This window comes from Aeromonas sp. sif2416 (genome assembly GCF_019218665.1).
GTDB lineage: Bacteria > Pseudomonadota > Gammaproteobacteria > Enterobacterales > Aeromonadaceae > Aeromonas > Aeromonas encheleia.
The window spans coordinates 63985-90250 of sequence record NZ_JAHUXC010000011.1 but is presented as its reverse complement, the minus strand read 5'-3'; the positions used below and the strand labels follow the sequence as shown (position 1 = coordinate 90250).

Sequence of the window (26266 nt, the reverse complement as noted above, 5' to 3'; positions counted from 1 at the left end):
AGTGAATCCATTTTGCACTCTCAGAACCTGTCCACGATCTTACTGCGAGGCCGTGATCAAGGCTCATGTGCTGCTCGGCATCCTCACGTATGTCTATACGCTCCGGTTCCTGCGCTGCTCTTTACCTTGCTGACGACTTCTTGTCACAGGTCGTGAACAGGTCCTCACACTTTTGTGCTTACAAAATGCTTTACGTTTACGTAAACTACCAGCACTACCCTAGGCCAAGTCGAGCGCAGAGGCAAGATGGAACGCGAAGCAATGGAATTTGATGTCGTCATCGTCGGTGGCGGCCCGGCTGGCCTCAGTGCCGCCATCGCACTGAAGCAGCACAGCCCGGATCTCGCGGTCTGCCTGCTGGAGAAAGGGGCGGAAATCGGCGCCCATCTGCTCTCCGGCGCCCTGCTCGATCCCGTCGCCCTCAAGGAGCTGCTGCCGGACCGCTGGCAGCAGGCCCCGCTCGGCGTGCCGGTCACAGATGACCAGGTACATCTGCTGCGAAACGAGAGCCGTGCCCTGCAGCTGCCCCACTGGGCGGTGCCGCCCCGCATGCACAACGACGGCTGCCACATCGTCAGCCTCGGCAACCTCTGTCGCTGGCTCGGCCGGGAGGCCGAGTCGCTCGGGGTCGAGATCTACCCCGGCTTCGTGGCCAGCGAGCTCATCATGGAGGAGGGGCGGATCAGAGGGGTGATCACCGGCGATCTCGGGCTGGATCGGGACGGCGTGCCCAAGGCGGATCACGTGCCCGGCATGGCGCTCTATGGCCGCTACACCCTGTTCGCCGAGGGGGCCCGCGGCCACCTTGGCAAGCAGCTGATCAACGATTTCCAGCTGGAAAGCGGTGCCCAGCCGCAGCACTATGCCATCGGTTTCAAGGAGCTGTGGCAGGTGCCCGCCAACCAGTCCCAGCCCGGCCGCGTGCTGCACGGCAGCGGCTGGCCGCTCGGCGAGGACGGAGGCAACAAGAGCCAGGGCGGCTTCTACCTCTATCATCTGGCGGATAATCAGGTGGCGGTCGGCCTCATCGTCGATCTCAACTACCAGAATCCCTGGCTCAGCCCGTTCGACGAGTTCCAGCGCCTCAAGCATCACCCGCTCATCGCCCAGACCCTGAGCGGGGGCGAGCGCATCAGCTACGGCGCCCGGGCCATCGCCAAGGGGGGCTGGCACTCGCTGCCGCGCATGCACTTCCCCGGCGGGCTGCTCATCGGCTGCGACGCGGGCACCCTGGACTTTTCCCGTATCAAGGGCATTCACACCGCCATGAAGTCGGCCATGCTGGCGGCGAAGACGGTGGCCATGAGCCTGCGGGGGGGGGATGAGGGGGGTCGGGATCTGGCCCAGTATGGGGATGAACTGCAACAGAGCTGGTTGGCGCAGGAGCTGAAAACCGCCCGCAACTTTGGCGCGGCGCTGCACCGCTGGGGCCCCTGGCTCGGCGGCGCCTTCAACTGGCTGGAGCAGCGGCTGTTTGCCAAGCCGGGCAAGGGCTCTCCCTTCACCCTGCTGGATCGGGAGCCGGACTACCGCCAGCTGCGCCTGGCCAGCCGTTGCCGGCCCATCAACTATCCCAAGCCGGACGGGCGGCTCAGCTTCGACAAGCTCTCCTCGGTGTATCTTGCCAACACCAGCCACGACGAGGATCAACCCTGTCACCTGCGGTTGCAGGATGCGCGCATCCCGGTGGAGGTGAACCTGCCGACCTGGGCGGAGCCGGCCCAGCGCTACTGCCCGGCCGGCGTCTTCGAGATCCTGGAGACACAGGGCCAGCCACGGCTACAGATCAACGCGGCGAACTGCATCCACTGCAAGACCTGCGACATCAAGGATCCGAGTCAGAACATCCTCTGGACGCCGCCTCAGGGAGGATCTGGGCCCAACTACCCCAATATGTAGCAGCTGTGGCCTGGGCCCTGACATCAAGGATGCTCAGCCCCAGAATATCCTCTGGACGCCGCCCCAGGGGGGCTCTGGCCCGAACTACCCCAATATGTAACAGCTGTGGCCTGGGCCCTGACATCGAGGATGCTCGGACCCAGCATATCCTCTGGACGCCGTCCCAGGGGGGCTCGGGGCCCAACTACCCCAATATGTGATCCCTGCAACAGCAGGGATCCTGGTCAATTAATCCCCCGATTTTCCCCCGCCCGGGCCCGGTTATGCCGGCCACGGCAGCTGATCCGACCTCGCCGTTTTTTTGTGCAAACAGGCTGCAAGCCAGATGAATAGGCCCTGACAAGCGCGGCGAGCCCCTGTATAGTTCGCCGCATTCAGGTTGTCCATCGGCCTCGTTATGCTTTCCATGGGATCGCTTTCTATGCGCTCTAAGGCCCATGAACCTGTGCAACCATCCCTGATTACCCATGACTTACTAAGGGGGAACAGATGATCACCGCCTACATTCTCAATAACAAGGTGCTGGACATAGTCACGCTCGGGCCTGACGACATAGTGCCTGACAACACCGTCTGGCTGGATGCCTACAAGCCGGACACGGCGGAACGAGAATGGTTGACGGGCCTGTTCCTGGAGGAGGTTCCCGACAAGGAGGAGCTGGACGACATAGAGGCGTCCGCCCGTTTCTACTGGGACACCGATGGTCTGCACATTCACTCCCTGTTCCCCCAGCGGATCGGCCGTGACACCAAGGGTGTCCACGTCTCCTTCACCCTGCGCAACAACCTGCTGATCAGCATCCGCGAGGATGACATCGGCCTGGTGCGCCTGCTGCGTCACTACATGCGTCAGGACAGGCTGGAGGTGGAGAATGCCCTCGACATCCTGCTGGAGGTGCAGAACCTCAAGGTGGAATACCTCTCCGATCTCATCGAGGACGGCTACAAGACCCTGGAGAACACCGCCGATCAGATCTTCGAGCCGGATCAGATCAATGCCATGCTCAAGGAGCTGATGGCCCAGGAAGAGGCCAACGGCCAGATCCGTCTATCCCTGCACGATACCCGGCGCGCCCTGCGCTTCCTCAAGCGCAGCCTGCGCCAGCGCATGACCGGCGAGCAGAACAAGTGGATCGACGAGATGCTGCACGACGTGGAATCCCTGCTGCCCCACACCCAGTTCCTGTTCGACAAGATCAACTTCCAGCTGGAGGCCTCCATGGGGGTGACCAATCTGGAGCAGAACAAGGTGATCAAGATCTTCTCGGTGGCCGCGGTGATCTTCCTGCCACCGACCCTGATCGCCAGCATCTACGGCATGAACTTCGGCCGCATGCCGGAGCTCGCCTGGGAGTATGGCTATCAGATGTCGCTGGTGCTGATGGTGATGTCGTCGCTCGGCACCGGCCTGTTCTTCAAGCGCAAGGGCTGGCTGTAACGCGCACATCGACGTGCCAGACCCGCGAATGCAAATCAGGGAGCCAAGGCTCCCCGATTAATTTCTGCCCCGCGCCTCGCTTGTAAAGGGCGCGCTATCGCCCCATATCCCCCCTATCACCAGCATCATCCGGCAACTCAAGGGCCCTTATGACCCTCTATCCCGAACACCGTTACGACGATCACGGCCAGCTGCGGCCGCCGATCTGGTTCTGGCCCATCGCCCTGCTGCTGACCCGTTCGGTCTGGTTGTTTCTGATGGCGGGGGTGACCCGCGAGAGCGGCAGCGCCATCCTGAGCCTCTTCTACCCGGACAGGATGAGCCTCTACATCGGCCTGCTGACCGACGTGCCCGCCATGCTGGCACTGCTCGCCTGCGGCGGCACCCATCAGCAGACCCACAGTGTTCGCGCCTGGCTCAGACGCCACAGCCGCGGCCTGCTGCTTAGCTCCACCCTGAGCGGTCTGGTGATGCAGTTGCACAGCCTGAATCTGCAGAAGTGGTCGTTCAGCTGGCCCACCGCCCTGGTGCTGATCGGCAGCCTCTGGGCGCTCTGGTATCTGCTGCGCAGCCGCCAGATCCGGGAATATGCCGTCGATCAGCCCCACGGGCAGGGCTGATCAGGGCGGCAGCTGGCAAACCGATCAGACGCACGGCGCCGTTATTGGCGAGTTACCCGGATCTGCAGGGTCTGGCGCTCGCTGCCGCTGGCCATGCCAACTCGTGACTGGTTCGAGAGTTCGGCCCCACTGCCCTCTTGGCTGGTGGACAGCTCCCCCACCGTCAGCCACTGACCGGGGGCACCGCTCACCTCGGTGGCGCTCTGCCCAGTCTTGATGTCGCCCCGCTCAAGCCTGGCCTGCTCGCTGCTGAGCGCTATCTGTACCCTGTCCCCTATCAGGGTGGCGGTGGCGTAGAGGCCGTTGATCAGCGGCACCATTCCTACCACCCGGCCCCCCTGCCAGCGATAGAAGGTCACCGGTTGGTAGGATCCCATCTGCAACAAGACGGGCCGCCCCGACAGGCCGCGCACCTGCCAGCTGTCATTCTGGCTGCGCTGGTAGCTTTGCCCCTTGCCCTCCGCCAGCCACTGTCGCCTGGCATTATCATTGCTGATGCCAACCCCCAGCTGCTGACCGCTTGAGGCCCCCTCCACCCGCCACTCGATGAGCAGACTCTGGGGCGGCTGATTGAGCTGGTTCAGGGTTCCCTCGGCCTCCTGCAGCTGCGCCGCACTGCCGCTCAGCACCAGCTGGTTGCCCATGGCACTCACCCCAAGCTCGGGGTAGATCTCCTTCAGGGTCCGCACCATCCCCTCTGCCTCAAACACCGGGATCACCTTCACCTCGGCCCGCAAGGGCAACACCCAGAGCCCGCAGCACCACAGTACCCAGATCCAACGCCACTGTTTCATTATCGCCTCTCTTCGCCGCAACCCCTGCCTCATGACAGTTTGCCATCATCCATCGCTGACGCGTTACTGCCATGACGGCAGCGCGCGGGACAGTCTCTCTCTTGTTCAGTTTCGCCCCCTTGAAACGCCCGGCGAGGCCAGGCTCCGACGGCCATCTCGGCCGAGAAAACAAGACTCACAAGGAGATTCAAAAAACCTGAATAGAAATGGTTATCATTTGTTGTCACAACAAGATCGCTCGGATACAATTCGGACTCATTTTTTCGAGCCAGCCTCTGATGAAGCCAGTTATTGCCGTTTCCAGCACCCCCGCTGCCATTCATCTGGCGATGCTGATCAACATGCTCTCCATGGGAAGCATGATGATGGTCATGCCGCTCGGGCCCGATCTGGTCATCAGCCTCGGCATGGCGCCGGAGCAGACCGGCTACTTCAGCGGCGGGGCCACCCTGGGGGCCGCCCTCATGGGTATTATCGCCGCTCCCTGGCTCGACCGCTTCGATCGCAAACCCGCCCTGCTGCTGCTGCTGAGCCTGCGCTTCCTGCTGCTGATGGTCTGCGCCCTGGTGCAAGACAGCCAGCAACTGCTGTTGCTGTTCATTCTGTCGGGCTGCGTGGCCGGTCCGCTCTCCGCCATCCTGATGGCCGCGGTGCTGGATCTGGTGCCAACCGCCGAGCGGGGACGCCGCCTCGCCTACGTCGGCATGGCGTTTTCACTGGCCGCCATCCTGATCGTGCCCGTCGCCCTGATCCTGGCCCAGTGGCTCGGCTGGCAGAGCCCCTTCCTGCTGTTTGGCGCGAGCGGCCTGCTGCTGGCCCTGCTCTGCGCCCGCCTGCTGCCGTCCCTGCCGGTGACTCACTCCCCCCAGGGCAGCGGTCTGCGCCAGTTGCTCGCCTCGCCCCTGTGCCAGGGGGCCCTGTGCATCCTCTGTCTGCAGATGTTCGGCCACTTCCTGCTGATCCCGCACTTTGCCAACTATTTCCAGTTCAACCTCGGCTTCCCGCGCGAGCAGATCGCCGCCCTCTATCTGTGCGGCGGGCTCGCCAGCATGGCCACCATGCGCCTGTGCGGCAGCTGGATCGATAGAGGCAAGGCCCAGGGCGCCATCCTGCTCACCAGCCTGCTGCTGGCACTGGTCACCCTGCTCGGTTTCGCGCTGCCGGTCGGCCTGCCCGTCTACCTGCTGTTTACCCTGTTCATGGCGCTGAGCTCGGCCCGCGCCAGCACCACGCTCGCCATCACGGCCGCCATTCCGGCGCCCCATCAGCGCGCCGCCTTCATGTCATTCCAGGGCACGGTCACCAATGTGGCGGCCGGGCTCGGCAGCCTGCTCTCGGCCAGATACCTGGTCTCCGACGACGGCGGCGCCCTGCAGGGATTCGCCGCGCTGGCCTGGCTCAACATCGCCTGCGGCCTGCTGGCCTGCGGTGGCGTCTGGTTCCTCATCCGAGGGCTGGCGCGGATAAAAAATAACAATAATCCTGCCTCTGGTACTGCCAGACAAGGAAGTCAGTGAGCATCCGGGCCAGAAGAGCCCGGAACCCATAACCTCTGTTTATTCATGGAGTTTTGACAATGCAGTTGCAGCCTGGCGTATTTCGCTTGAACCCTATTTTGCTCTCCCTCGGTCTGCTGGCCCTGCCGGGCCTGGCCCAGGCCGAGTCGGTCAAGGCCAACGAGACCATAGTCGTCACCGCGACCCAGACCAAGCACACCGAGTTCACGGCCCCGGCCAGCGTCTCCGTAGTGAGCCGCGCCGATCTGGACAAGATGAACGTCAACAACATCGGCGATGCGCTCAAGCACGTGCCCGGTGTCAACATCATCGCCACCAACCCCACCGGCCGTAACGAGATCAAGATCCGTGGCATGGGAGGCGACTACACCCTGCTGCTGATCAACGGCAAGCGCGTCAACGCCCGCGAGACCCTGGGCAGCGCCTATGGCAACGACTTCGACCTGAGCTCCATCCCCATGGCGGCCATCGAGCGCATCGAGGTGATCCGTGGCCCCGTCTCCTCCCTGTACGGTGCCGATGCCTTGGGCGGCGTGGTCAACGTGATCCTGCGCCAGGCCACGGAGAAGACCGAGGCCGCTGTGGGTTACACCCACAGCATGCCGACCGAGGGGGATGGCGGCGACGCCAACCAGGGCAGCGCCTTTGTCTCCGGCGCCCTCATCGACAACAAGCTGCTCGGCAGCATAGTGGTCGAGGGTTATCAGCGGGATCGCTGGAAGAGCGATCAGAGCAACAACCCGGACGCCGACGCCCTGGAGAAACGGGAAGTGGTCAACGTGCTCTCCAGCCTGAAGTGGCTGGTCGCCGACAATCAGGACATCGATTTCGATCTGGGCTACAACCAGAACGACATGGACAGCTACTTCAACAACGTGCCGCGCGCCCCGACGGCGCCGGCCACCCCCCACAACGTGCAGAACCTCGATCGCCTGAGCCTGGGGCTGACCCACAACGGCCGCTGGGAGCACTTCGACAGCCGGGTCCGCTACTACTTCGAGCAGATCGATCTGATGGATGACTCCCAACTCAATGGCGGCGCCGCCGATGTCACCCAGACCAACAACACCGTCGATGGTCAGGTCAGTGGCTACCTCGGCGAGCACCTGCTCACCTCGGGCGCCGAGCTGCGCAAGACCGAGCTGGAGCACAGCCGCAACATCGCCAACGGCAGCGTGGATGCGACCCAGAGCGCCGTCTACCTGCAGGACGAGTTCGGCTTCGGCGATCTGGCGCTGACCCTGAGCGGCCGCCTCGATCACCACGAGACCTATGGTACCGAATTCAGCCCCCGCGCCTACGCGCTCTACACCCTGACCGACGAGTGGGTGATCAAGGGCGGCGCCGGCAAGGCGTTCAAGGCTCCGACCCTGGCCCAGTCCAGCGAAGGCTTCTCCACCACCGCCTGCCGCGGCGCCTGCCAGGTGGTCGGCAACCCGGATCTGAAACCGGAAACCGCGGTCAGCTATGAGCTGGGCACCGCCTACGAGGCCGCTCACTTCGGCTCCGGGGTGACCGGCTTCCACAACGACATCGAGGATCTGATCCAGAGCGATCAGTGGGGCCCGGGCTACCGTCCGACCGTGATGACCTACCTCAACGTCAAGAAGGCCAGGATCAAGGGTCTCGAGCTGACCGGCTGGGTCGACGTGCTGGACAACGTGCAGCTGACCGGTAACTGGACCCTGCTGGACTCCGAAGACAAGAGCACCGGCGAGGATCTGGCCAAAACCCCGGATCACACCGGCAACCTCGGCCTGGACTGGCAGGCGAGCGACATGGTCAGCGCCAACCTGGCCTGGCAGTATGTCGGCAGCCAGATCATCAAGGTCCCGGCCCGCAATGCCCAGGCGTTCAAGTCCGACAGCTACCAGACCCTGGACGTCAACACCAACTGGACCGTCACACCGGCCCTGGACTTCAAACTCGGCATCACCAACCTCACCAACACCAAGCGTGATCAGGTGGCCACCGACGCCGACTTCATCCTGGAAGGTCGCACCGTCTACGCCGGGGTTGACTACAAGCTGTAATGACCCCCTGATGCGGGAGCCCAAGCGGGCTCCCTTTTTGCGTTTCTGTCCCCTGGTATAAGGAGTTCTCCGGTGTCAAGACACCAAACACAGCTGCTCTGGCTCGGATTGGTTCTCCTGTTCCTGCTGATTTCACTGTCACTGGCCACGGGTGCCGGTGTCTATGGTGGCCGCGAGGTCGCCGGTTTCCTGCTGGGCGATCCCGCCCTCGTGGCCGATGAAAAACTCGCCATGATAGTCAATACCCTGCGATTGCCCCGCACCCTGGCGGCCCTGGTGGTGGGGGTCTGTCTCGCACTCGCCGCCTCCATGCTGCAGAGCGCCACCCGCAATCCCCTGGCCGAACCCGGCCTGCTCGGCGTCAACGCCGGCGCCGTCTTCGCCCTGGTGATAGGCCTCACCTATTTCGGCGTCGAATCTTCCTACGGTTACCTGCTCTGGTCCGGCATGGGGGCCCTGCTTGGCAACCTCGTCGTGCTCGGCCTCGGCCTGATGGTGGGTCGCTCCAACCCGCTCAAGCTCATCCTGGTGGGGGTCGCCCTCTCCGCCACCTTCGGCGGCCTCTCCAACTTCCTGCTGCTCTCCAACAAGGTGGTGCTGGAGCAGTTCCGCTTCTGGAACCTGGGCTCCTTGGCCGCCTCCAGCCTGGACGCCGTGCTGACGGTGCTGCCCTTCGCCCTGGCGGGCCTGCTGCTGACCCTGGCGCTGTGCCGCCAGCTCACCCTGATGCAGATGGGGGACAACCAGGCCCAGGCGCTCGGCATCCGGCCGACCCGGGTGCGCATCGGCGTGCTCCTGGCCGCCACCCTGTTCACCGCCTGCGCCATCGCCATCGCCGGCCCCATCGGCTTCGTCGGCTTCCTGGCCGCCTACTGCGCCCGCCTGGTGGAGCCGGTGCGCCTCGCCATCCAGGTGCGCTTCTCCGCCCTGTTCGGGGTGCTGTTCCTGCTCGGTGCCGACATACTGGCGCGCTGGCTGCTGCAGCCGTTCGAGCTGCCCAACGGCGTCATTCTGGCGCTGATCGGTGCCCCCGTGCTCATCCTGGTGGTGCGCAGCGGCGGCTTCCGCTCCCTGCTGGCCGTCAAATAAGGTGACCTCCCATGAATAACGCCATGAATGACGCCATTACGGGCGCCGCGCCCAAGCCCCCCCTCCCCACCGGCACCCTCTGCCTGCGCCTCGGCCGCCGTACCCTGCTGCTGGAGCGCTGCGCCTGGCTGATCACCCTGGGGCTCATCTTGGCCCTAATCTTGTTGTCCCTGCTGGCACTGACCCTGGGCTCCGGCAAGATCAGCATGATGGGGGTCATCCAGACGCTGCTGGGCGAAGGGAGCCGACTCAGCGAGGTGACTGTGTTCAAGATCCGGCTGCCGCGCATCGTCGCCGTGCTGGTGGCGGGCGCCGCCATGGGCCTCTCCGGCTGCCTGGTGCAGACCCTGATCCGCAACCGCCTCGCCACCCCGGACATGATCGGGGTCAACGAGGGGGCCTCCTTGGCCATCATCATCTTCTCCCTCTACCTCACCCTCGGCAGCTGGCCCTGGTGGGCCGCGCCGCTCGGCGCCCTGTTCGCCGCAGCCGTGCTCTATGCCCTGTGCAACAAGCCGGGGGAGCAGGGCTACCTGTTCGTGGTGATCGGTATCGGCGTCTCCGAGCTGATGAATGCCATCGGCCAGTTCGCCATGTCCACCCAGTCCCTGGTACACCTCAGCAGCCTCTACCTGTGGAACATGGGCAACTTCGTCGGCCAGGGCTATGGCACTGTGGCGCCGGTGGGGATACTGATCCTGCTGATCTGCCCCTGGATCATTTATCTATCCCGCGCCCTCGGCGTGCTGCGCCTCGGCCCCATCACGGCCCAGACGCTGGGTGTAAACGTCAACCGGGTGCAGCTCGGGGTGCTGGCCCAGGCCATCATGGTGGCGGCGCTCGGCACCGCCATCGGCGGCCCCGTGGTGTTCATCGCCATGGCGGCCCCAATCCTCGCCTCCTGGCTGAGTCGGGATCGCATAGTGCCGCTCTGGATAGCGGCCCTGTGCGGCGCCCTGCTGCTGCTGGCGAGCGACACCCTGGTGCGGGTGCTGGCCAGCCCCCACGAGGTCGCCACCGGCATCATGACCCGTATCCTCGGCGGCCTGCTGCTGCTGTTCATCCTGATCAAAGACCGACAGAAGGCCGACTGACGATGAATTCCACCCTCTTCCCAACCCGACCATCTTCATCAGACAAGGGGCCGAACCATGACCCTCAGCGTTAACCGCCTCCATTTCGGCTATCAACAGAAGCGCGTGTTCGACGACATCTCCTTCAGCATCCCCAGCGGCAAGCTGGTGGGCATCGTCGGCCCCAACGGCGGCGGCAAGTCCACCCTGCTCAAGCTGCTGGCGGGCCAGGAGCAGCCCCAGTCCGGGGAGATACTGCTCAAGGGCAAGCCGTTGGCGGGCTATGGCATGAAGGCGCTGGCCCGGGAGCTGGCCTACCTGCCCCAGCGGCCGCTGGTGCCGGCGGGCATCCGGGTCGAGCAGCTGGTGCAATACGGCCGCCACCCCCATCAGGGCTGGTTCAATCAGTGGAGCGAGGAGGATGCGCGCATGGTGCGCTGGGCCCGGGAGCGGATGCAGCTCGATGCCATCTGGCAGCAGAGCGCCAATTCGCTGTCCGGTGGTCAGGCGCAACGGGTCTGGCTCGCCATGGTGCTGGCCCAGGATGCGGACATCATACTGCTGGACGAACCCACCAGCGCGCTGGACATCGGCCACCAGACCGAGGTGATGGAGGCCATCCACCAGATCACCGCCGAGGGCAAGACGGTGCTCATCGTCATCCACGATCTCGCCACCGCCGCCCGTTACTGCGACGAGCTGATCGCCTTGGGGGACGGCGGCGTTCAGGCCATGGGGCCGGCCCGGGAGGTGGTGACCAAGTCCCTGATCGACCGTCTCTACCAGACCGACGTCGACATACTGCACGCCCCCGGCGACGGTGCCCCCGTCATAGTGCCGCGCCGGCGCGGCGATGCCGTGACCAAGCAACAGGCCTGAATAAAAAACCGCCCATCCGGCGGTTTTTTATTGGCTGATGTCCTGGCTGATTCAAAGCGCCAGCAGGGTAAGCAGCCCCCCCGGCAGCCGCTGCCAGCGCAGGGTGCAGTGCCAGCCGGCGGGCAGGTCAGGCGCGAGGGGAGTCTTGAGCACTAGGCTGATGCTCTGCTCCGTCATCCCCAGCCAGCGGGCATCCAGAAAGTCGAAGTAGCGCCCCACCCTGGGATAGAGCGCCTTGAACAGGCTCTCCTTGGCCGAGAACACCAGGGTCAGCCCCTGCGCCCTGTCCAACCCGGCGGTGAGGGCCCCCGCTTCCAACCGCCCCCACTCCTGCTCATCGACGATGCCGGGCCAGAGCGGGTCCGCCTGCTCGCCGTCCAGCCAGGCCTCCAGATCCAGCCCCAGCCCGGCTCGGCCGGGGCGCGCCGCGCACAGCGCCACCCCCTCCCCCAACAGCCGGCTGTGGCTGATGCTGCCCTCCATCCCCGCGGGCCAGCGCGGCTCGCGGGCCGGGCCTATGGCCACCGTCTCGCCGCCCAGGCCATAGGGGCGCAGCGCCTCACGGGCCGCCAGACGACCCGCCAGAAACTCCCCCTGACGCTTGCTCACCGCTCCCTGCAGGGTCACGGGCAGCAGGATGCCGTGCGCCGCGAAGCAGGCCGGGGGGAAGGCCGCGGCATCGAAGCGGATCCGGTGGATGGGCAGTGGCTCCAGCCCCGGCAGTGACAGGGCATCGGTCTGCCGGAGGAAGGGTGCGACCGTGGATGAAGGGGTGACTGTAGATGAAGGGAGCATCGGGGATCCTCACAATGGGGCTCCCATGGTACCAAAGCCGCCCTGGTCTATACACAAATACAAATGACAACCTTTCTCAATTGATCTTGTGGTAGCATATTCCCGCCCATTTGGGGCCCAGGTTCTGCCTGCCGGCGGCAGGCAACAGGACAGCGCATAGGGGCAGGCCATACGAACAGGTCATACGAACAGGTCATACGAACAGGTCATACGAACAGGTCATACGAACAAAGAGTGCCGCCGATTTCACCCATAAGGATGTAACCATGAAGATCTTCTCCCCCCTGGCAGCCGTGCTGATGCTGGCCAGCCTGGTCGGCGTTCAGGCCCAGGCTGACAGCCGCCAGGTGATCGATGCCAACGGCAAGACCCAGACAGTGCCCGCCCAGCCCAAGCGCATAGTGGTGCTGAGCGAGCTCGATCTGGACACGGCCCTGACCCTGGGCGTGCAACCGGTCGGCACCGTCAACGGCCGCGGCCAGGCCACCCTGCCGCGCTACCTGCTGGACAAGGCGGGCCCGGATATCGCCGTGGTCGGCGATCTGGACAACCCCAACCTGGAGCGGCTGATAGACCTCGAGCCGGATCTCATCCTGACCAACCAGACCAAGCCCGAGCTGCTGAGCCTGCTGCAGGAGATAGCCCCCACCGTGGTCACCGGCAACTGGGGTCAGCCCTGGAAAGAGGTGTTCAGCCGCAGCGCCCAGGTGATGAACAAGGAGGCCGAGGGCAAGGCCTTCCTCGCCCTGTACGATGCCCGCCTGCAGCAGGCCCGCACCCAGCTGGCCGCCCATCAGGGCGAGCGCCTCAGCATAGTGCGCTGGAACCCGAAGGGACCGAGCTACATGCACGGCGGCACCTTCGCCAGCAGCGTGGTGATGGAGATGGGGCTGGCCCGACCGCCCCACCAGATGGGTGACAAGAGCCCCCACTCCCCGGCCCTGAGCCTGGAGTCCCTCAACCTGCTGGACGCGGACTGGCTGGTGATCGGTACCCTGAGCGCCAGCGGCGATGCGGTGGATGCCATGCAGCAGGCCGAGCAGACCCCGGCCTTCCAGCAGCTCGGTGCCATCAAGGCCAGGCGCTTCGGCGCCGTGGACGGGTCGCTCTGGACCTCCACCGGCGGCCCCCAGGCGGCCTTGCGGGTGATCGAGGACGTCGAGCAGCTGATGAGCAAGCCGGATGCGGCCCCCGTCACCCGTTAGAGGCGCTCGCCCCGCCGGCGTCTCTATGCCGGAGACAAAGAAGCCCGCATCGCTGCGGGCTTCTTGTTTATCGGCTTCTTGAGTTTTCCCCGTCGCCTCACTCCGGCAAGGGTAGCGCCTTTCTGTCCAGCTTGCCGCTGCCGGTCTTGGGCAGGGCATCCAGCAGCAGGATCCGCGCCGGCACCATGTTGTTGGAGCAGACTGGCCTGCATCCCCTTTCACTCAGGCAAGGGCAACGCCTTTCGGTCCAGCTTGCCGCTGCCGGTCTTGGGCAGGGCATCCAGCAGCAGGATCCGCGCCGGCACCATGTAGTGGGGCAGACTGGCCTGCAGCCCCTTGCGCAGGGCCAGTCGATTGAGCGTCACCTCGGCTTTGGCCTCCACATAGCCCACCAGCATGGCCTCGTCCCCCTCACCGATGAGCCGCACCGCCGCTTCCTGCACCCCGGGCTGGCGCCGCAGCGCCGTCTCGACCTCCCCCAGCTCGATGCGAAACCCGCGCAGCTTGACTTGATCGTCACGCCGCCCGAGATAGAGGAAACGGTCCACCCCCAGCCGGCGCACTCGATCCCCGCTGCGGTAGAGGCGGTGGTTATCCAGCCGCAGGAAGGCCGCCGCGGTGAGGGCGGGCTTGCGCCAGTAGCCCTCGCACAGGGCCGGACTCTCGATGCAGAGCTCCCCGGCTTCCCCGTCGGCCACCGGCCGCCCTGTCTCGTCCAGCACCCAGTGCCGGTAGCCGGGCAAGCTGTGGCCTATGGTGATCTGCCCATCGGCCGGGGGCCAGCGCACCTCGCTCACCAGGGACCAGACGGTGGCCTCGGTCGGGCCGTAACAGTTCCACAGCCGCCGGGTGCGGGCACAGAGCTGCTCGGCCAGGCCCGGATCCAGCGCCTCGCCACCGCACAGGGCGGTGAGGCCGTCATGGCCCTGCCAGCCCGCCTTGAGCAGCATGCGCCAGCAGGCCGGGGTCGCCTGCATCCAGTCGATGGAGGCGTCCGCCGCCAGCAGCGCCAGCATCCCCAGCGGATCCTTGTTGTGCTGGCTGTCCGCCACCGTCAGCCGGCCCCCGCTCCAGAGCGGCCCCAGCATCTCCAGCAGGGAGATGTCGAAGGCCGGGGTGGTGATGAAGAGCCAGTGGCAGCTGGGCGTCAATCCGAGCCGCTCGCGGATCCCGTCGAGGAAGCAGAGCAGGGCCCGCCGGCTGATGACCACCCCCTTGGGCTCACCGGTGGAGCCCGAGGTGAACATCATGTAGGCCGCCAGGGCATCGTCCACCTGGGGGTAGGTGGGCCGCGGGCGACGCTCGCCCTGCCCCGGGGCAGGCAGGGTTCGCAGCGGACAGCCAAACGCGGGCATCCCCAGCACGACGTCGCAGATCACCGCCGAGAGCCTCGCCTGACGGGCGATGCCCTGCAGCCGCTCCACCGGGAAGTCCGGCTCGAGCGGCACGAAGCAGAGGCCGAGCCGCAGACAGGCGAGCAGGCTGGCCACCAGATCCGGGCTGCGCGTCAGGTAGAGGCCAACCCGCTCCCCCACCGCCAGTCCCTGCAGGCTGGCGGCTATCTGATCGACCCTCAGGTTCAGCCCGGCGTAGGTCAGCCAGTGGCCGTCCATGCCGATGGCGGGCGCCAGCGGCGTGGCGCCCAGCAGGTCGGTCAGGCGGGCGCCCAGCCCCCTAGACTCCCCGGCATTGGGCGGGCTGCCCCCCGCCGCCTTTAATGCGACCTGTGTAGCGACAGGGGTTGAAGCCGTCATGACACCTCCTCGGGCAGGCGCGCCAGCCAGTGGTTGAACAGGGTGCAAGGCGCCCCCTGCGCCTTGAGCTCCCGCAGCGTCAGCGGGACATGTTCCCCGGCGAACGCCTGATTCAGGGCCGCCAGCAGGGCGAGCTGCTGCACCGAGTCCACCCCGAGCTCAAGCAGACTCTGCTGCCAGGACGCCGCCTCGCCGCAGTGCTGCCGCCACAGGGCCAGCAACTGGTTCGCCTGAGGGCTCATCGCCTGCGCTGGTTCATCTTCCTTTGCCAGGGGCAACGGTTCGCCCGGACGAGGGACGCAGCCGGCAGCCAGACGGGCGGGTTGGGCCAGATCAGCCTGCGCCAGCCAGCCGAGCTCGGCGAGCCACTGGGCCAGCACCGCCTCGGCGCTGGCGGGTGCGATCAACTCGCCATCGTATTCGAGGCGCAGGTTGAGCAGACCGCCGCGGGCGTTCACCACCAGCGAGAGCGGCAGCTCCACCTTCTCCACCACGCTACCAAAGTGCGGCACCAGCTGATGGGGCTCAGGCGTCTGGGGCTGCGCCGGCATGGGGTAGTTCTCGAACACGAACAGGCTCTGGAACAGCCGGCCCCGGCCCTTGGTCAGGGCGACGAGGGACTGGGTGCCGTATTGGTTCAGGGCCAGCGAGTCCGACTGCAGCTGCGCTATGTGCTGCTCGAGCGTCCCCTCGGTGCGCCAGTCCAGGGCCAGCGGCAGGCTGTTGATATAGAGCCCCACGCTCTGGGTGATCCCCTCGATGGGGAAGTCCCGGCCCGGGGTCACGTTGCCCACCAGGGTTACGGCGTCGCCGCAGCGGCGGGCGAGCAGCCGATGCCAGGCGTATTGTGCCAAGAGGCCCGTGGTCACGCCGAGCTCGCGGGCACGGGCCTCCAGTCGGGCCGAGATCTCCGGCGCCAGGGTCTGGCCGCAGACCGCCGGCCTGTGTTGGGTGAGGTGCGGCTCCAGCGCCACCCCGAACAGGGCGGCCAGATCGTTGGGCCGAGCCAGCAAGTCGCTGCGCCCCTGCCAGTAAGCCTGGTTGGCGGCGGTTTGGCTCGCGATATGGCGACCAAATTCGAGCCAGGCCTGATCCGGGCTGGTCTGCGGCGACAGGCCGTTCATCAGGGGTTGCGTCATTAACTGCTGATAGCAGCGATGCAGGCTGCCCAGCAGCACGGGGCCGCTCCAGCCGTCCAGCACGGCGTGGTGGGCGCTCAGGATCACCCTGTGGTGATCCTGTGCCAGCGTGAAGCAGGCGATGCGCAGCAGCGGGGCCGCATCCAGCGGGATGGGATGAGCCAGATCCCGCTGGCGATAGGCCGCGATGTGCGCCTCGGCCCCCGCCATGCCGGACAAGTCCTCGTGGTGGAACGGCAGCTCGGCGTGGCGCAGGATCCGCTGCAGGGCAACTCCCTCCTCCACCAGCAAGGCGGCGCGCAGCACGGGCCAGCGGGCGAGCTGCGCCTGCCAGGCGGCCTGGTAGACAGCCACATCCAGCCCCTGGCGGTAGTCGATCTCGGTCTGCAGGTGGTAAGCCGTGTCACGGGGCGCCAGCGCCCTGTGGTAGAGCATGCTCTGCTGCAGGGAGCTCATGGGCAGCAGTGTCTCCACCTCACCCCCCGCCGGATCCAGCACGAGATCCAACGCTTGCTGGGAGAGCGGCAGGCCCGGGAAGTCGCTCGGGGTGTGGCGCGGCCGCTCGACTGCGCAACAGGCCGCCACCAGCGCCTCTATATTGGCCCCCAGGGACGCCATCAGGGCATCGCTGGCCTGCTGATTCAGGGCGCCGACCTGGCGCAGGGTGAGGCAACCATCATAGACGCCGCCATGCAGGCTGATGAGTTCGCGCGGCAGGTTGTCCGGTGCCGAGGGCTGGCCAGGTGCCACCGGCAGCGGCTGCCAGGACGCGGCGGCCGTCCCCCGATGGGAGACCCCCAGGTAGTTGAAGACGATGGCCGACTGTGGCAACTCACGCCCGCGGGGATGGTGCATGCGCAGGGCGTTGAAGCCGACCCCCTTGTCCGGCACCGCACGCAGCCGCTCCTTGGTATCGCACACCAGACCCCCCCAATCGCCCCTGTTGGCCAGGGCCAGGGGATAGGTGCTGGTGAACCAGCCCAGGGTGCGGCTCACATCGAGTTGGGGGGCTCTGGCTTCAGAGTCAATGGCCTCAGCGTCAATGGCCTCACGGCCGTGCCCTTCCAGCATCAGGCAGTGGTTTTCCCCGTAACCGAGATCGCTCAGGGTGCGGGTCAGGGCCGCCAGCAGCAGATCCGGCACCCGGGTAAAATGGGCCTGGTTCGCCTCATTGATGAGGCGAGCCGTGGTGTCGGCATCCAGCCGCAGCAGGCTGGCGGCGGCGCGGCCATCCGGGGCGCGCTGCGCCTTCAGCAAGCCTTGCTGGCTGCCCTCCCCCTGAGCCTGCCAGAAGGAAAGCTGTGCGGCTTCGCGGCCGGCATAGGCCTCGAGCCCCTCCCCCCACTGGCGGTAGCTGCTGCCCTTGGCGGGCAGGGGCTCGCCGCGGGCCAGCCGGGCGAGATCCTCGGCCAGGATGCGCCAGGAGACGGCATCGATGACCAGATGATGGAACGCCAGGAAGAGCCCCTCCACGGGCTCCGCCTCCCCCTCGATGGGCAGGTTGTGGAGCCGGGCCCAGGCCAGGGTGTGGCCGCTGGCGGGATCGAGATCCCCCTGCAGCTCGGTCAGGCGGGCCTGCAGTTCCGCCCCGCCGAGTGTTCCTGCATCCAGGGTCGGCAAGGGCGGCAGCGCCAGCTCGGCCAGATAGCGCTGGCCGGCCGGGGTCACCGCGAGGCGCAGGGCGTCATGATGCTGGCGCAAGGTGGTCAGCCAGCCGGCCAGGGTGTCATCATCGATCCCGGCGGGCAGACGCAATATCACCCCCTGATTCCAGTGGCCGGGCTTGGCGAAGCCCTGCTCGAAGAACCAGTGCTGGATGGGGTGCAGCGGGAATTCCCCTTCCAGGATCCCCTGCTCAGTCTGGTGGCTTGTGGCCTGTTGCTGGTCAAGCTGGCGGCAGAGGCGGCGCACCGTCTTGGCCTCGAACACGTCCTTGACGCTGCAGTGCAGCCCCGCATCCCGCAGCCGGGTGCAGAGCTGGATGCTGAGGATGGAATCCCCCCCGAGGCGGAAGAAGTCATCCTCCACCCCGAGCGGCTGCTTGAGCACCCCCTGCCAGATGGCGAGCACCGTTTGCTCCAGCTCGCCCTGTGGCTCGCCCTTGCTCTCCTGCCATTGGAGGGCGGGCAGGCGGCGCAGATCCAGCTTGCCGTTGGGGGTGAGCGGCATCTCGGCCAGCCAGCAGAGCCTCACCGGCACCATGTATTCCGGCAACAATTCACCGGCCCGTTGCAGCAGCGCCTCACCATCGGGCTCGCTCGCACCAGCTTGCAGGCTGGCCTTGTCTAAACAGGCATAGGCGAGCAGGCGGCCCTCTTGCACCACCACCTTGATCTGGCGGATGGCCGGCTCGATCGCCGCGAGCTGGGTCTCTATCTCGCCGGGCTCGATGCGATAGCCCCGCAGCTTGATCTGCTCATCCAGCCGACCCAGGTAGTTGAGGTTGCCATCACGGCGCTTGAGCGCCCGATCCCCGGTGCGATAGAGACGATGTGTACGACCGGCGTGAGTCAGCTCGACGAAGGCCTCGGCGGTACGCTCCGGCAGGTTGAGGTAGCCGCGGGCCAGCCCGAGGCCGGCCAGACAAAGCTCGCCGGGCACCCCGACCGGGCAGGGGTTGCCCCCCTCGTCCAGGATCAGCGCCTTCAGGTTGTTGATAGGCCGGCCTATGGTGATGGGCTGGCCTGGGCTGAGCCGCGCGCAGAGCGCCGTCACCGTGCACTCGGTCGGGCCGTACATGTTGTAAAGGGCCACCCGCGCGCCCCAGCGATCGACCAAGGTGCTCGGGCAGGCTTCGCCGCCAAAACCGATGGCGCGCAGGGAGCCGAGATCCAAAGGTGGCAGCAGGTTCGCCAGCAGGGCGGTGGGCAGGATCATGTGGCTGGCGCCGCACGCCATGGCGGCGGCGATCACCCCCTCCCCCGGTTCACCGAAGTGCAGGGCCGCGCCGCAAGAGAGCGGCAGCAGGGTTGTCATGTTGCCTGCATCGAACGACAGGGACATGCAGTTGAACATGGCCCCACTCCGATCGAGCTCGATACGCTCCGCATGATCGGCCATCAGGTTGACCAGGCTGCCCTGCTCCACCATGACCCCCTTGGGCAGGCCGGTACTGCCCGAGGTGTAGATGATCTGGGCCAGCATGGCCGCATCCCGCGAGACGGCGGGGACGCTGCATGGCAGCGACTCCAGCACCAGCCGATGCAGATTGTGGTAGCCGGCATCGGCGCCGGTCAGCGCCTCGGCGAGCCTGGCATCCTGCCCCCCCCCCAGCACCAGCTTGATACCGGCGTCACTCAGGATGTGAGCCAGTCGCTCGGCGGGATAGGCAGGATCGAGCGGCACATAGGCCGCCCCCGCCTTCCAGCTGGCGAGCAGCGCGATGACGAAGGCGAGGTCCCGCTTGGCCTGAATGCCGATGGCGGCGCCCGGGGTCACCCCTTGTGCCAGCAACCAGTGGGCCAGTTGGTTGGCCCTGGTCTCCAGCTCGCCATAACTCAGGGTACCCTCGCCGTCGCTCACCGCCGGGGCAGCGGGGTGAGCCGCCGCCTGGCGCTCAAACTGGCAGAGCAGGGTGTCGCGGCGTTGGTAGTCCGTCGGCAGGCTGGCCAGCTCGGCGGCGAGGGCCGCCCTGTCCATCCCCGCCTCCAGCGGCAGTTGCCAGATGTCGGTGTCGGGGGCCGCCACCACGGCGCGCATCAGGTGCAGCAGCCTGTCTGCATAGCCTTCGATGGTGGCACGCTCGAACAGGGCGGTGGCGAACAGCCAGTCCACCCGCACCGAGTCCATCAGCTCGGTCACCTTGACCGAGATGTCGGTCTTGGCGGGCAGCACGGGGGAGGTCTCCTCCACCAGCTGGCAGCCGGGGATGAGATCGTTGAAATCCACCTTGGCCTGATAGACCAGCATGATCTGGAAGATGGGGTTGATGGCGGTGGTGCGATCCGCCCCTATGGCCTCGGCCAGCGCCTCGAAGCGGTAGAGCTGGTGATCGAAGGCCGCGAGATCATCGATCCGGCACTGCTGCAAATAGTCGACGAAGCTGGGGTTGCCTTCGAGCCGGGTGCGCAGCACCAGGGTGTTGACGAAGAAACCCACCAGGGACTCAATCTCGTGGCGCTCGCGATAGGCGAGCGGCGTGCCGATGACCACCTCCTTCTCCCCGCTCTGGCGCACCATCAGCAGGGCAAACAGGGCGTGCAGACCGATAAAGTTGGAGGTGTTGTGGCGCTGGCACAGCCGCTTGAAGCTGTCCCACAGCGCGTTGTCTATGGTGGAGAACACCAGCTCGCCGCCGCTGGCCTGATGAGCCGGGCGGGGTTTATCCAGCGGCAGGCCGTGCACCTCGGGGCTGCCACCGAGGCGGTCCACCCAGAACGGCTTGAACTCGGCGTGGTAATCCAGAAAGCGCGGCGAGTTGAACCAGCGGGCATAGTCGATATAGGTGAGCGGCAGCTCGGCCAGATCCAGCGACTCGCGGTTCTGATGGGCGAGGAAGGCGCGTTTCAGATCGGCGAACATGTTTTTGACCGACCAGCCGTCGGAGATGATGTGGTGCTGGGTGATCAGCAGCACATGCTCCCGAGCCCCCAGCCGGATGAGGTGCACCCGGCTTAGATCCCCCTGCACCAGGGAGAAGGGGCGCCCTATCTCCTCGCGCACCCGTCTGGCCACATAGGCCTCGCGCTCGGCTTGCGGCTGCTGGCTGACATCTTCAATGGTCAACTTGAACGGAGTGTGGGGCAGTATCTCCTGGGCCCCCCTGCCCGCCTCATCCTTGACGAAGCGGGTGCGCATGCTGGGGTGGCGGGCGAACAGCCGATCGAAGGCAAATTCCAGCGCGGCCGTGTCCAGCTCACCGCTGACCCGAAAATAGACCGGCATGTTGTAGAGGTGGGAGGCCTCCTCATACTGCTCGATAAACCAGAGCCCGCTCTGGGAGGAGGAGAGCGGCCCCTGCAGGGCGCCCAGCCCCTCTATCGGCGCCTCGAAGGCGGCGCGGGCGGCCAGGCAGCGCACCAGCGCCTCCTTGTGCTGCTTGATGAGGGCGCCGATGGCGGGGGTCACCGCCTCCTTGCTCGATTGGGAGACCAGCTGCCCCTTGTCGTTCAGCGCCAGCTTGACGCCCTGGCGCTCCAGCTGCCGAAGCAGCGCAATCATATTGTTCATAAATTACCTCTGGCTCTTCTAGGCGGTGTGCAATCAGGCACTTAGTGTGGCGCCGCCGTCGACGACCAGATCCTGCAGCGTGATGTGACTGGCCAGATCCGAGGCCAGGAAGAGGACTGTGTGGGCTATCTCGCTCGGGGTAGCGATCTTGCTGAGCGGAATGCCGAGCTTGAACTGGGCCGGCAGTCCGGTAATGGTGCGGGCCAGCGCGGCCTCATCCGGCAGCATGCCGCGCAGCATTTCGGTATCGGTCGAGCCCGGCGACACCAGGTTGGCCCGCACGCCGAAGGGCGCCAGCTCCAGCCCGACCGTCTGGGTCAGGCTGGTCACCGCCGCCTTGGAGGCGCAGTAGGCCGCCATCTGCATCCGTGGCACATGGGCCGCGTTGGAGCCTATGGTGACGATGGCGCCACGCCGCTGCGCCTTGAAGTGGGGCACCAGGGCCCGCAGCAGGTAGAAGACGCCGCTGGCGTTGACCGCCATGCAGTCATCCCAGTCCGCGTCGCTCAGGGTTTCGGTGGGGCCGAGGCGCAACACCCCTGCCCCGTTGACCAGCACATCCAGCCCGCCATCGGCCAGCAGGGCGGCGCAGCAGGCGTTGACCGCCTGTGGGTCGCGGATGTCGAGCGCGCGGATGGTGTAGGGATAAGCGGCATGGGGAAAATCGCGATCCAGCCCCACCACAGAGGCGCCGGCGGCGACGAACTGCTCCGCCACCTCGCGCCCTATGCCACGGCCGGCGCCGGTCACCCAGACCCGCTTGCCACTGAAGTCAAAGGCCACTTTGGGCTGCTCCTGTTTCATCTTTGTCTCCATCACCACACCATCTCCACGCTCTCTTCGTCTTCGGTCAGCTTGCCGTCGAGGAAGCGGCAGAAGTCGTCGAGGCGCGGGTGATCGAACACATCGGAGACCTTGACCTGCACCCCGAACTCGGCGCCGAGCCGGTTCACTATCTGTATGGTCTGCAGGGACTGGCCCCCCAGCTCGAAGAAGTTGTCCGCTGGCGCCATGGTGGCGAGCCCCAGGATCTGCTGCCAGATGGCGCCGACCCTGTTCTCGGTCTCGCTGCCAAGCACCAGCGCCTCGTCGGTGGCCTGGTACTGGGCCAGCAGCGCCTTGCGATCCAGCTTGTTGGAGCCGGTGCGGGGCAACTGATCGTAGTGGCGATAGTCGGTGGGGATCATGGCGGCGGGCAGCACTTTGGCGAGCTGCCCCTTGATGATCCTGCTGTCGCGCTCGGCCCCGGCCACGAAGGCCACCAGCCGGCGCACGCTGCCGATGCTCACCCCCTGCACGCAGGCCTCATCCACCCCCGGCAGGGCCAGCAACTGGGCCTCCACCTCGCCGGGCTGGATACGATAGCCGCTGATCTTGAACTCGTTGTCGCGCCGACCCAGGTAGACCAGACGGCCGGCCACCCAGCGCACCCTGTCGCCTGTGCGATAGACGGGCCTCTCCTGCGCGCCGACCCGCAGGGTGCCAAAACTGCTCTGCGCACTCCCCACATTCGCGCTCTGCGCGCTGCCGACATAGCCGTTGGCGAGCTGGGGGCCGAGCAGCACCAGCTCCCCTTCCTCGGCGGGTTGCTCCCCCGCCCCCAGGATCAGCGCCTGCATGCCGGGCAGCGGCAGGCCTATGGGCAGCTGGGCCTGGGTCGGGTCTTCCCCCTGCAGCTCATGAGTAGTGACCACGACCGTGGTCTCGGTGGGACCATAGGTGTTGAACAGGCGCACATCAGTGCGGCCCTGGCGCTGCCACTGGGCGAGCTGCTCCGGATAAACCGCCTCACCGCCGATGATGACGGTGGCGAGCCGGGCCGGGATCTGGGCCTGGCCCGATCCCAGCGACACCACCCACTCGTTCCAGAAGGCGGTAGGCAGGTCGAGGTGGGTGATCCCCAGCTCCTCCACCCCGGCCACGAAGGCGGGGATGGATTCGAGCAGGGCGTCGGTGCGCAGCACCAGAGTCGCGCCGGCGCTCAGGGTGGCGAACACCTCCTCGATGCTGGCGTCGAAGTTGAAGGGGGCGAATTGCAGCATCCGCGCCCCCGCATCCAGGTGATAGCGGCAGCGGGCGGCGGCGGCGAAGTGATCCAGGGCGCCGTGACTGACCGCCACCCCCTTGGGCAGACCCGTGCTGCCCGAGGTGAACATCAGGTAGGCGACGGCGCCGCCGGCGGCCGGCTGGCAGAGGCGGTTTTCGCTCACCAGATCCCCCACCAGCAGGGTGCGGCCCTCGAACAGGCTGGCCAGCTTGTGGCGATACTCCGCCTGGGTGATCAGGCTCTTCACCTCCCCCAGCCGCAATATGTGGCCCTGACGCTCCAGGGGCTGCTCGGGGTCGAGCGGCACATAGACGGCGCCGGCCAGCAGCACCGCCAGCTGGGCGAAGATGGCCTGGGGGCTGCGCGCGAGCATGACGCCGACACGCTCGCCTGGCTGCACGCCTGCGGCCTGCAGGGCCGAGGCCATCTGCTCGCTGCGTGCCAGCAGCACCTCGTAGCTGAAGCTGGCTTCCCCTTGCTCCAGGGCAATCTTGTGGGGGGTCTGGGCGGCGAAGTGGCAGAGCGCGTCCAGCACCGGACGCACGCTGATCACCTCATGGTCCGGGCCCGTGATCAGCGCATCCAGCCGCTGCTCCGCCAGCCAGTCGGCCTTGAGGGTCCCCAGGGTCAGGGAAGGCTGCGCCAGCCAGCGGCCCAGCAGGGCGAACAGGGTATCGGCGATCTGCGCCAGCTCGGCCTGCCGGTAGCAGCCGGGGTTGGCATCCAGATCCAGCCTGGGCTGACCGTCGGCCCCGACCTGGATCTCGATGGTGAGATCCTCCACCGGCCCGGCGCTGATGTTGAGGATGTGGGCACTGAGCGGCCCGAAGCGGCGGGCGTGGTCGAACGGCATTATGTTGACCAGGGGGCCAAACAACCGCTTGTCACCGCCCACCAGGCCAAGGTCGCGGCGCAGCAGCTCGTAGCGATAGTGCTGATGCTTGCGCACCCCGCGCTTGGCCTTGGCCACGGCGCCGGCGGCCCCCGCCAGATCCAGCTCCTCATCGAGTGCCAGCGCCAGCGGGGTGATGTTCATCTGCATGCAGGGCACGGTGAGGGAAGCCGAGCCGATGCGGTTCATCATCATCAGGCCCAGCAGTGTCTGGCTCTGACCACTCGCAAGCGACAGCTGGGCCGAGAGCCCGGCCAGCAGCAGATCGGGCCAGCCCAGCTTGTTGTCATCGGCGAAGCGCACCAGGGTCTGCCACAACGCCGCCGGCAGGGGGCGGCTCTCGCGGATAAACTCGGCGGCGATGGGGGCGCGGGACTCGCTGAAGGAGCGTACCTCGGGCCAGTCTTGCAACTGCTCCTGCCAGAAGGCGCGGGCGGCGGCATTCTTGCCGCTCGAATCCCGGATCAGCTCCTCGGCCAGCACCTCATCGAGCAGGCCGAACGGGGACGGTGAATTCACCACCCCGGCCAGCCCTTCGCCATAGAGCTCGGCGATGCGCTGGAACAGCAAGGTGGTGCCGAAGCCGTCCAGGGCGATGTGGTGCACGCAGCTGTAGAGGTAATCCCGCGCCACGCCGCGCAGCAGGGCGAAGCGGCAGGGGGACTCTCTGGTCAGCTCGAACGGGCGGCGCAGATCGGCCCAGGCCCAGGCGCGGGCGGCGGCCTCGTCGCCCCCCTCCAGCACCAGCTCGCGATAGGCAAGGGGCACCGGCTGGGAGACGAAACAGACCGGCTCGCTGGCCGCGTCGAAGTGGCCCTGCAGCGCCTCGCACTCGCTCACCGCCTGAGTGAGCGCGGCCACCAGCACGGCGCCGTCCACCTTGCCATCGAAGGCGATGCACTCGGCGGTGTTGAACATCGCCTTGTCATCGTTGAGCAGATGGCCAGACCAGAGCCCCTGCTGGGGGATGGTGAGGGGGAAGCGACTCATGGGGTCACCTCCCGGGTCTTCTGCTCGGCCAGCTTGGCTTCGATCAGTCGCCACCAGCCGTTGAGGCTCGGCGTCTTGGCCAGGTCCACGAAGCCGAGCTCCACCCCGGCGGCGCGCCATTCGGTGAGCAGGGACATGATGCGCACCGAGTCGAGGCCATAGTCGATGAGGTTCTCGTCCGGGTCGAACTCGGCCTCGTCCTCGTCGATATGGCTCAGCAGCCGGGCCTTGAGCCCGTCGTAGGTCAACAGCGGGTTCTGCTGTTCAGGCTTGGGCGCTGCCGCGATGGCCAGCACCTCGGCACAGGGGATCACCTTGCCGCAGCGGGTCGCCACGTAGTCCAGCGCCATCTGGTGATCGGCCAGGGAAAAGTCCGCCACCCCGTCCGCCAGGAAGAAGGGCTGGATGTCGCGCATGAAGGCGTCGCAGGCGGTCATCATGCAACCGATGTGACCATAGATGCCGCCGATGATGAGCTGATCCCGGCCCTGGGCTTGCAGCATCTGCTCGAGCTCGGAGCGCTGAAAGGCGCTGTAGCGCCACTTGACCAGCACCACATCGTCCCGCTCGGGACGCAGGGGGGCCACCACCTGCTGCAGCTCCGGGCGCTTGTTCAGACCCGGGCCCCACATGTCGTTGAGCAGGGCGCGATCCTCTGGCGCCTGATCCTTGGGCTGGGCCGTGTAGTAGACCGGGATGCCGAGGGCCTTGCAGTGCCGGCGCACCGCGGCCAGACGCTCGGTCAGAGCGGTGATCAGGGGACTGTGCTCGCCATAGAAGGCGGTGAAGTACTCCTGCATGTCGTGGATCAGCAGGGCGGCGCGGCGCGGCTCCAGGGTCCAGCTGACCTTGTTGGCCTTCCATTGGCTGGGCATGGCGTAGGCGCTGAGGGTTGGGATAGCCATAACGGTATGATTCCTTTTTAGTTTTAAGC

16 protein-coding genes are annotated in these 26266 nt (G+C 66.4%); 9 read left to right on the top strand and 7 right to left on the bottom strand.

Translation table 11 applies throughout. The annotated features are described in order from the left end of the window. Window positions 1-246: 246 nt before the first annotated feature. The 3 genes from KW821_RS17460 to KW821_RS17445 all read left to right on the top strand — a co-directional run bounded on the left by KW821_RS17460 (window position 247) and on the right by KW821_RS17445 (window position 3956). On the top strand, window positions 247-1899 hold the full coding sequence (locus KW821_RS17460) for an electron transfer flavoprotein-ubiquinone oxidoreductase (RefSeq protein ID WP_218292341.1): 1653 nt from the start codon (window positions 247-249) through the stop codon (window positions 1897-1899). Window positions 1900-2388: 489 nt separating this feature from the next. Continuing rightward, window positions 2389-3336 (top strand): magnesium/cobalt transporter CorA, encoded by a 948-nt coding sequence (gene corA / locus KW821_RS17450; RefSeq protein WP_042653558.1) that lies wholly within the window; start codon window positions 2389-2391, stop codon window positions 3334-3336. Between the two features lie 149 nt (window positions 3337-3485). Continuing rightward, window positions 3486-3956, top strand: coding sequence for a DUF2919 domain-containing protein (locus tag KW821_RS17445; RefSeq protein WP_218292340.1), 471 nt, complete (start codon window positions 3486-3488; stop codon window positions 3954-3956). A 41-nt stretch (window positions 3957-3997) separates the two neighbouring features. On the opposite strand, the gene KW821_RS17440 is transcribed toward KW821_RS17445, so the two are convergent. Next, window positions 3998-4750: a hypothetical protein gene (locus tag KW821_RS17440; RefSeq protein WP_218292339.1), complete on the bottom strand. Its 753-nt coding sequence runs from the start codon at window positions 4748-4750 to the stop codon at window positions 3998-4000. Between the two features lie 278 nt (window positions 4751-5028). On the opposite strand from KW821_RS17440, the gene KW821_RS17435 reads away from it, so the two are divergent. From KW821_RS17435 to KW821_RS17415, 5 genes are all read left to right on the top strand, one after another. After that, entirely contained in the window at window positions 5029-6267 is a 1239-nt protein-coding gene (locus KW821_RS17435; protein ID WP_218292338.1) for an MFS transporter, read from the top strand. Window positions 6268-6326: 59 nt separating this feature from the next. Further along, on the top strand, window positions 6327-8300 hold the full coding sequence (locus tag KW821_RS17430) for a siderophore amonabactin TonB-dependent receptor (RefSeq protein ID WP_218292337.1): 1974 nt from the start codon (window positions 6327-6329) through the stop codon (window positions 8298-8300). A gap of 72 nt (window positions 8301-8372) precedes the next feature. Further along, entirely contained in the window at window positions 8373-9389 is a 1017-nt protein-coding gene (locus KW821_RS17425) for an amonabactin ABC transporter permease subunit 2 (RefSeq protein ID WP_042653554.1), read from the top strand. Window positions 9390-9400: 11 nt separating this feature from the next. After that, entirely contained in the window at window positions 9401-10483 is a 1083-nt protein-coding gene (locus KW821_RS17420) for an amonabactin ABC transporter permease subunit 1 (protein ID WP_218292336.1), read from the top strand. Between the two features lie 57 nt (window positions 10484-10540). Then, window positions 10541-11341 (top strand): ABC transporter ATP-binding protein, encoded by an 801-nt coding sequence (locus KW821_RS17415; RefSeq protein ID WP_218292335.1) that lies wholly within the window; start codon window positions 10541-10543, stop codon window positions 11339-11341. A gap of 51 nt (window positions 11342-11392) precedes the next feature. Here KW821_RS17415 and KW821_RS17410 read toward each other — a convergent pair whose 3' ends face one another. Next, window positions 11393-12136, bottom strand: coding sequence for a 4'-phosphopantetheinyl transferase (locus KW821_RS17410; protein ID WP_218292334.1), 744 nt, complete (start codon window positions 12134-12136; stop codon window positions 11393-11395). 266 nt (window positions 12137-12402) lie between these two features. On the opposite strand from KW821_RS17410, the gene KW821_RS17405 reads away from it, so the two are divergent. Next, a complete protein-coding gene (locus tag KW821_RS17405; protein WP_218292333.1) occupies window positions 12403-13341 on the top strand; it encodes an iron-siderophore ABC transporter substrate-binding protein in 939 nt (312 codons plus the stop codon). Between the two features lie 218 nt (window positions 13342-13559). On the opposite strand, the gene KW821_RS17400 is transcribed toward KW821_RS17405, so the two are convergent. From KW821_RS17400 to KW821_RS17380, 5 genes are read right to left on the bottom strand one after another with little or no spacing between them, the layout of a single operon-like run. Next, window positions 13560-15095 (bottom strand): amino acid adenylation domain-containing protein, encoded by a 1536-nt coding sequence (locus KW821_RS17400; protein WP_218292332.1) that lies wholly within the window; start codon window positions 15093-15095, stop codon window positions 13560-13562. Next, window positions 15092-21403 (bottom strand): amonabactin biosynthesis non-ribosomal peptide synthetase AmoG, encoded by a 6312-nt coding sequence (gene amoG, locus KW821_RS17395; RefSeq protein ID WP_218292331.1) that lies wholly within the window; start codon window positions 21401-21403, stop codon window positions 15092-15094. The genes KW821_RS17400 and amoG overlap by 4 nt, the downstream gene beginning before the upstream one ends. A 33-nt stretch (window positions 21404-21436) precedes the next feature. Further along, a complete protein-coding gene (dhbA, locus tag KW821_RS17390; protein ID WP_371317617.1) occupies window positions 21437-22186 on the bottom strand; it encodes a 2,3-dihydro-2,3-dihydroxybenzoate dehydrogenase in 750 nt (249 codons plus the stop codon). Window positions 22187-22218: 32 nt separating this feature from the next. Beyond that, the gene (gene amoF, locus KW821_RS17385; RefSeq protein ID WP_218292329.1) at window positions 22219-25332 is read right to left on the bottom strand and encodes an amonabactin biosynthesis non-ribosomal peptide synthetase AmoF; all 3114 of its coding nucleotides are present in this window, start codon (window positions 25330-25332) and stop codon (window positions 22219-22221) included. Then, a complete protein-coding gene (locus KW821_RS17380; protein ID WP_218292328.1) occupies window positions 25329-26237 on the bottom strand; it encodes an isochorismatase family protein in 909 nt (302 codons plus the stop codon). Before KW821_RS17380 ends, amoF begins: the two co-directional genes overlap by 4 nt. Window positions 26238-26266 lie beyond the last annotated feature (29 nt).

What these genes read in the sequence shown, in the direction of transcription:
- KW821_RS17445 (WP_218292340.1), top strand. Translation starts at nt 3,486, where the DNA reads ATGACCCTCTATCCCGAACACCGTTACGACGATCACGGCCAGCTGCGG.
- KW821_RS17405 (WP_218292333.1), top strand. Translation starts at nt 12,403, where the DNA reads ATGAAGATCTTCTCCCCCCTGGCAGCCGTGCTGATGCTGGCCAGCCTG.
- KW821_RS17400 (WP_218292332.1), bottom strand. Translation starts at nt 15,095, where the DNA reads ATGACGGCTTCAACCCCTGTCGCTACACAGGTCGCATTAAAGGCGGCG.
- KW821_RS17435 (WP_218292338.1), top strand. Translation starts at nt 5,029, where the DNA reads ATGAAGCCAGTTATTGCCGTTTCCAGCACCCCCGCTGCCATTCATCTG.
- KW821_RS17415 (WP_218292335.1), top strand. Translation starts at nt 10,541, where the DNA reads ATGACCCTCAGCGTTAACCGCCTCCATTTCGGCTATCAACAGAAGCGC.
- KW821_RS17460 (WP_218292341.1), top strand. Translation starts at nt 247, where the DNA reads ATGGAACGCGAAGCAATGGAATTTGATGTCGTCATCGTCGGTGGCGGC.
- amoG (WP_218292331.1), bottom strand. Translation starts at nt 21,403, where the DNA reads ATGAACAATATGATTGCGCTGCTTCGGCAGCTGGAGCGCCAGGGCGTC.
- corA (WP_042653558.1), top strand. Translation starts at nt 2,389, where the DNA reads ATGATCACCGCCTACATTCTCAATAACAAGGTGCTGGACATAGTCACG.
- KW821_RS17430 (WP_218292337.1), top strand. Translation starts at nt 6,327, where the DNA reads ATGCAGTTGCAGCCTGGCGTATTTCGCTTGAACCCTATTTTGCTCTCC.
- KW821_RS17410 (WP_218292334.1), bottom strand. Translation starts at nt 12,136, where the DNA reads ATGCTCCCTTCATCTACAGTCACCCCTTCATCCACGGTCGCACCCTTC.
- KW821_RS17440 (WP_218292339.1), bottom strand. Translation starts at nt 4,750, where the DNA reads ATGAAACAGTGGCGTTGGATCTGGGTACTGTGGTGCTGCGGGCTCTGG.
- KW821_RS17420 (WP_218292336.1), top strand. Translation starts at nt 9,401, where the DNA reads ATGAATAACGCCATGAATGACGCCATTACGGGCGCCGCGCCCAAGCCC.
- amoF (WP_218292329.1), bottom strand. Translation starts at nt 25,332, where the DNA reads ATGAGTCGCTTCCCCCTCACCATCCCCCAGCAGGGGCTCTGGTCTGGC.
- KW821_RS17380 (WP_218292328.1), bottom strand. Translation starts at nt 26,237, where the DNA reads ATGGCTATCCCAACCCTCAGCGCCTACGCCATGCCCAGCCAATGGAAG.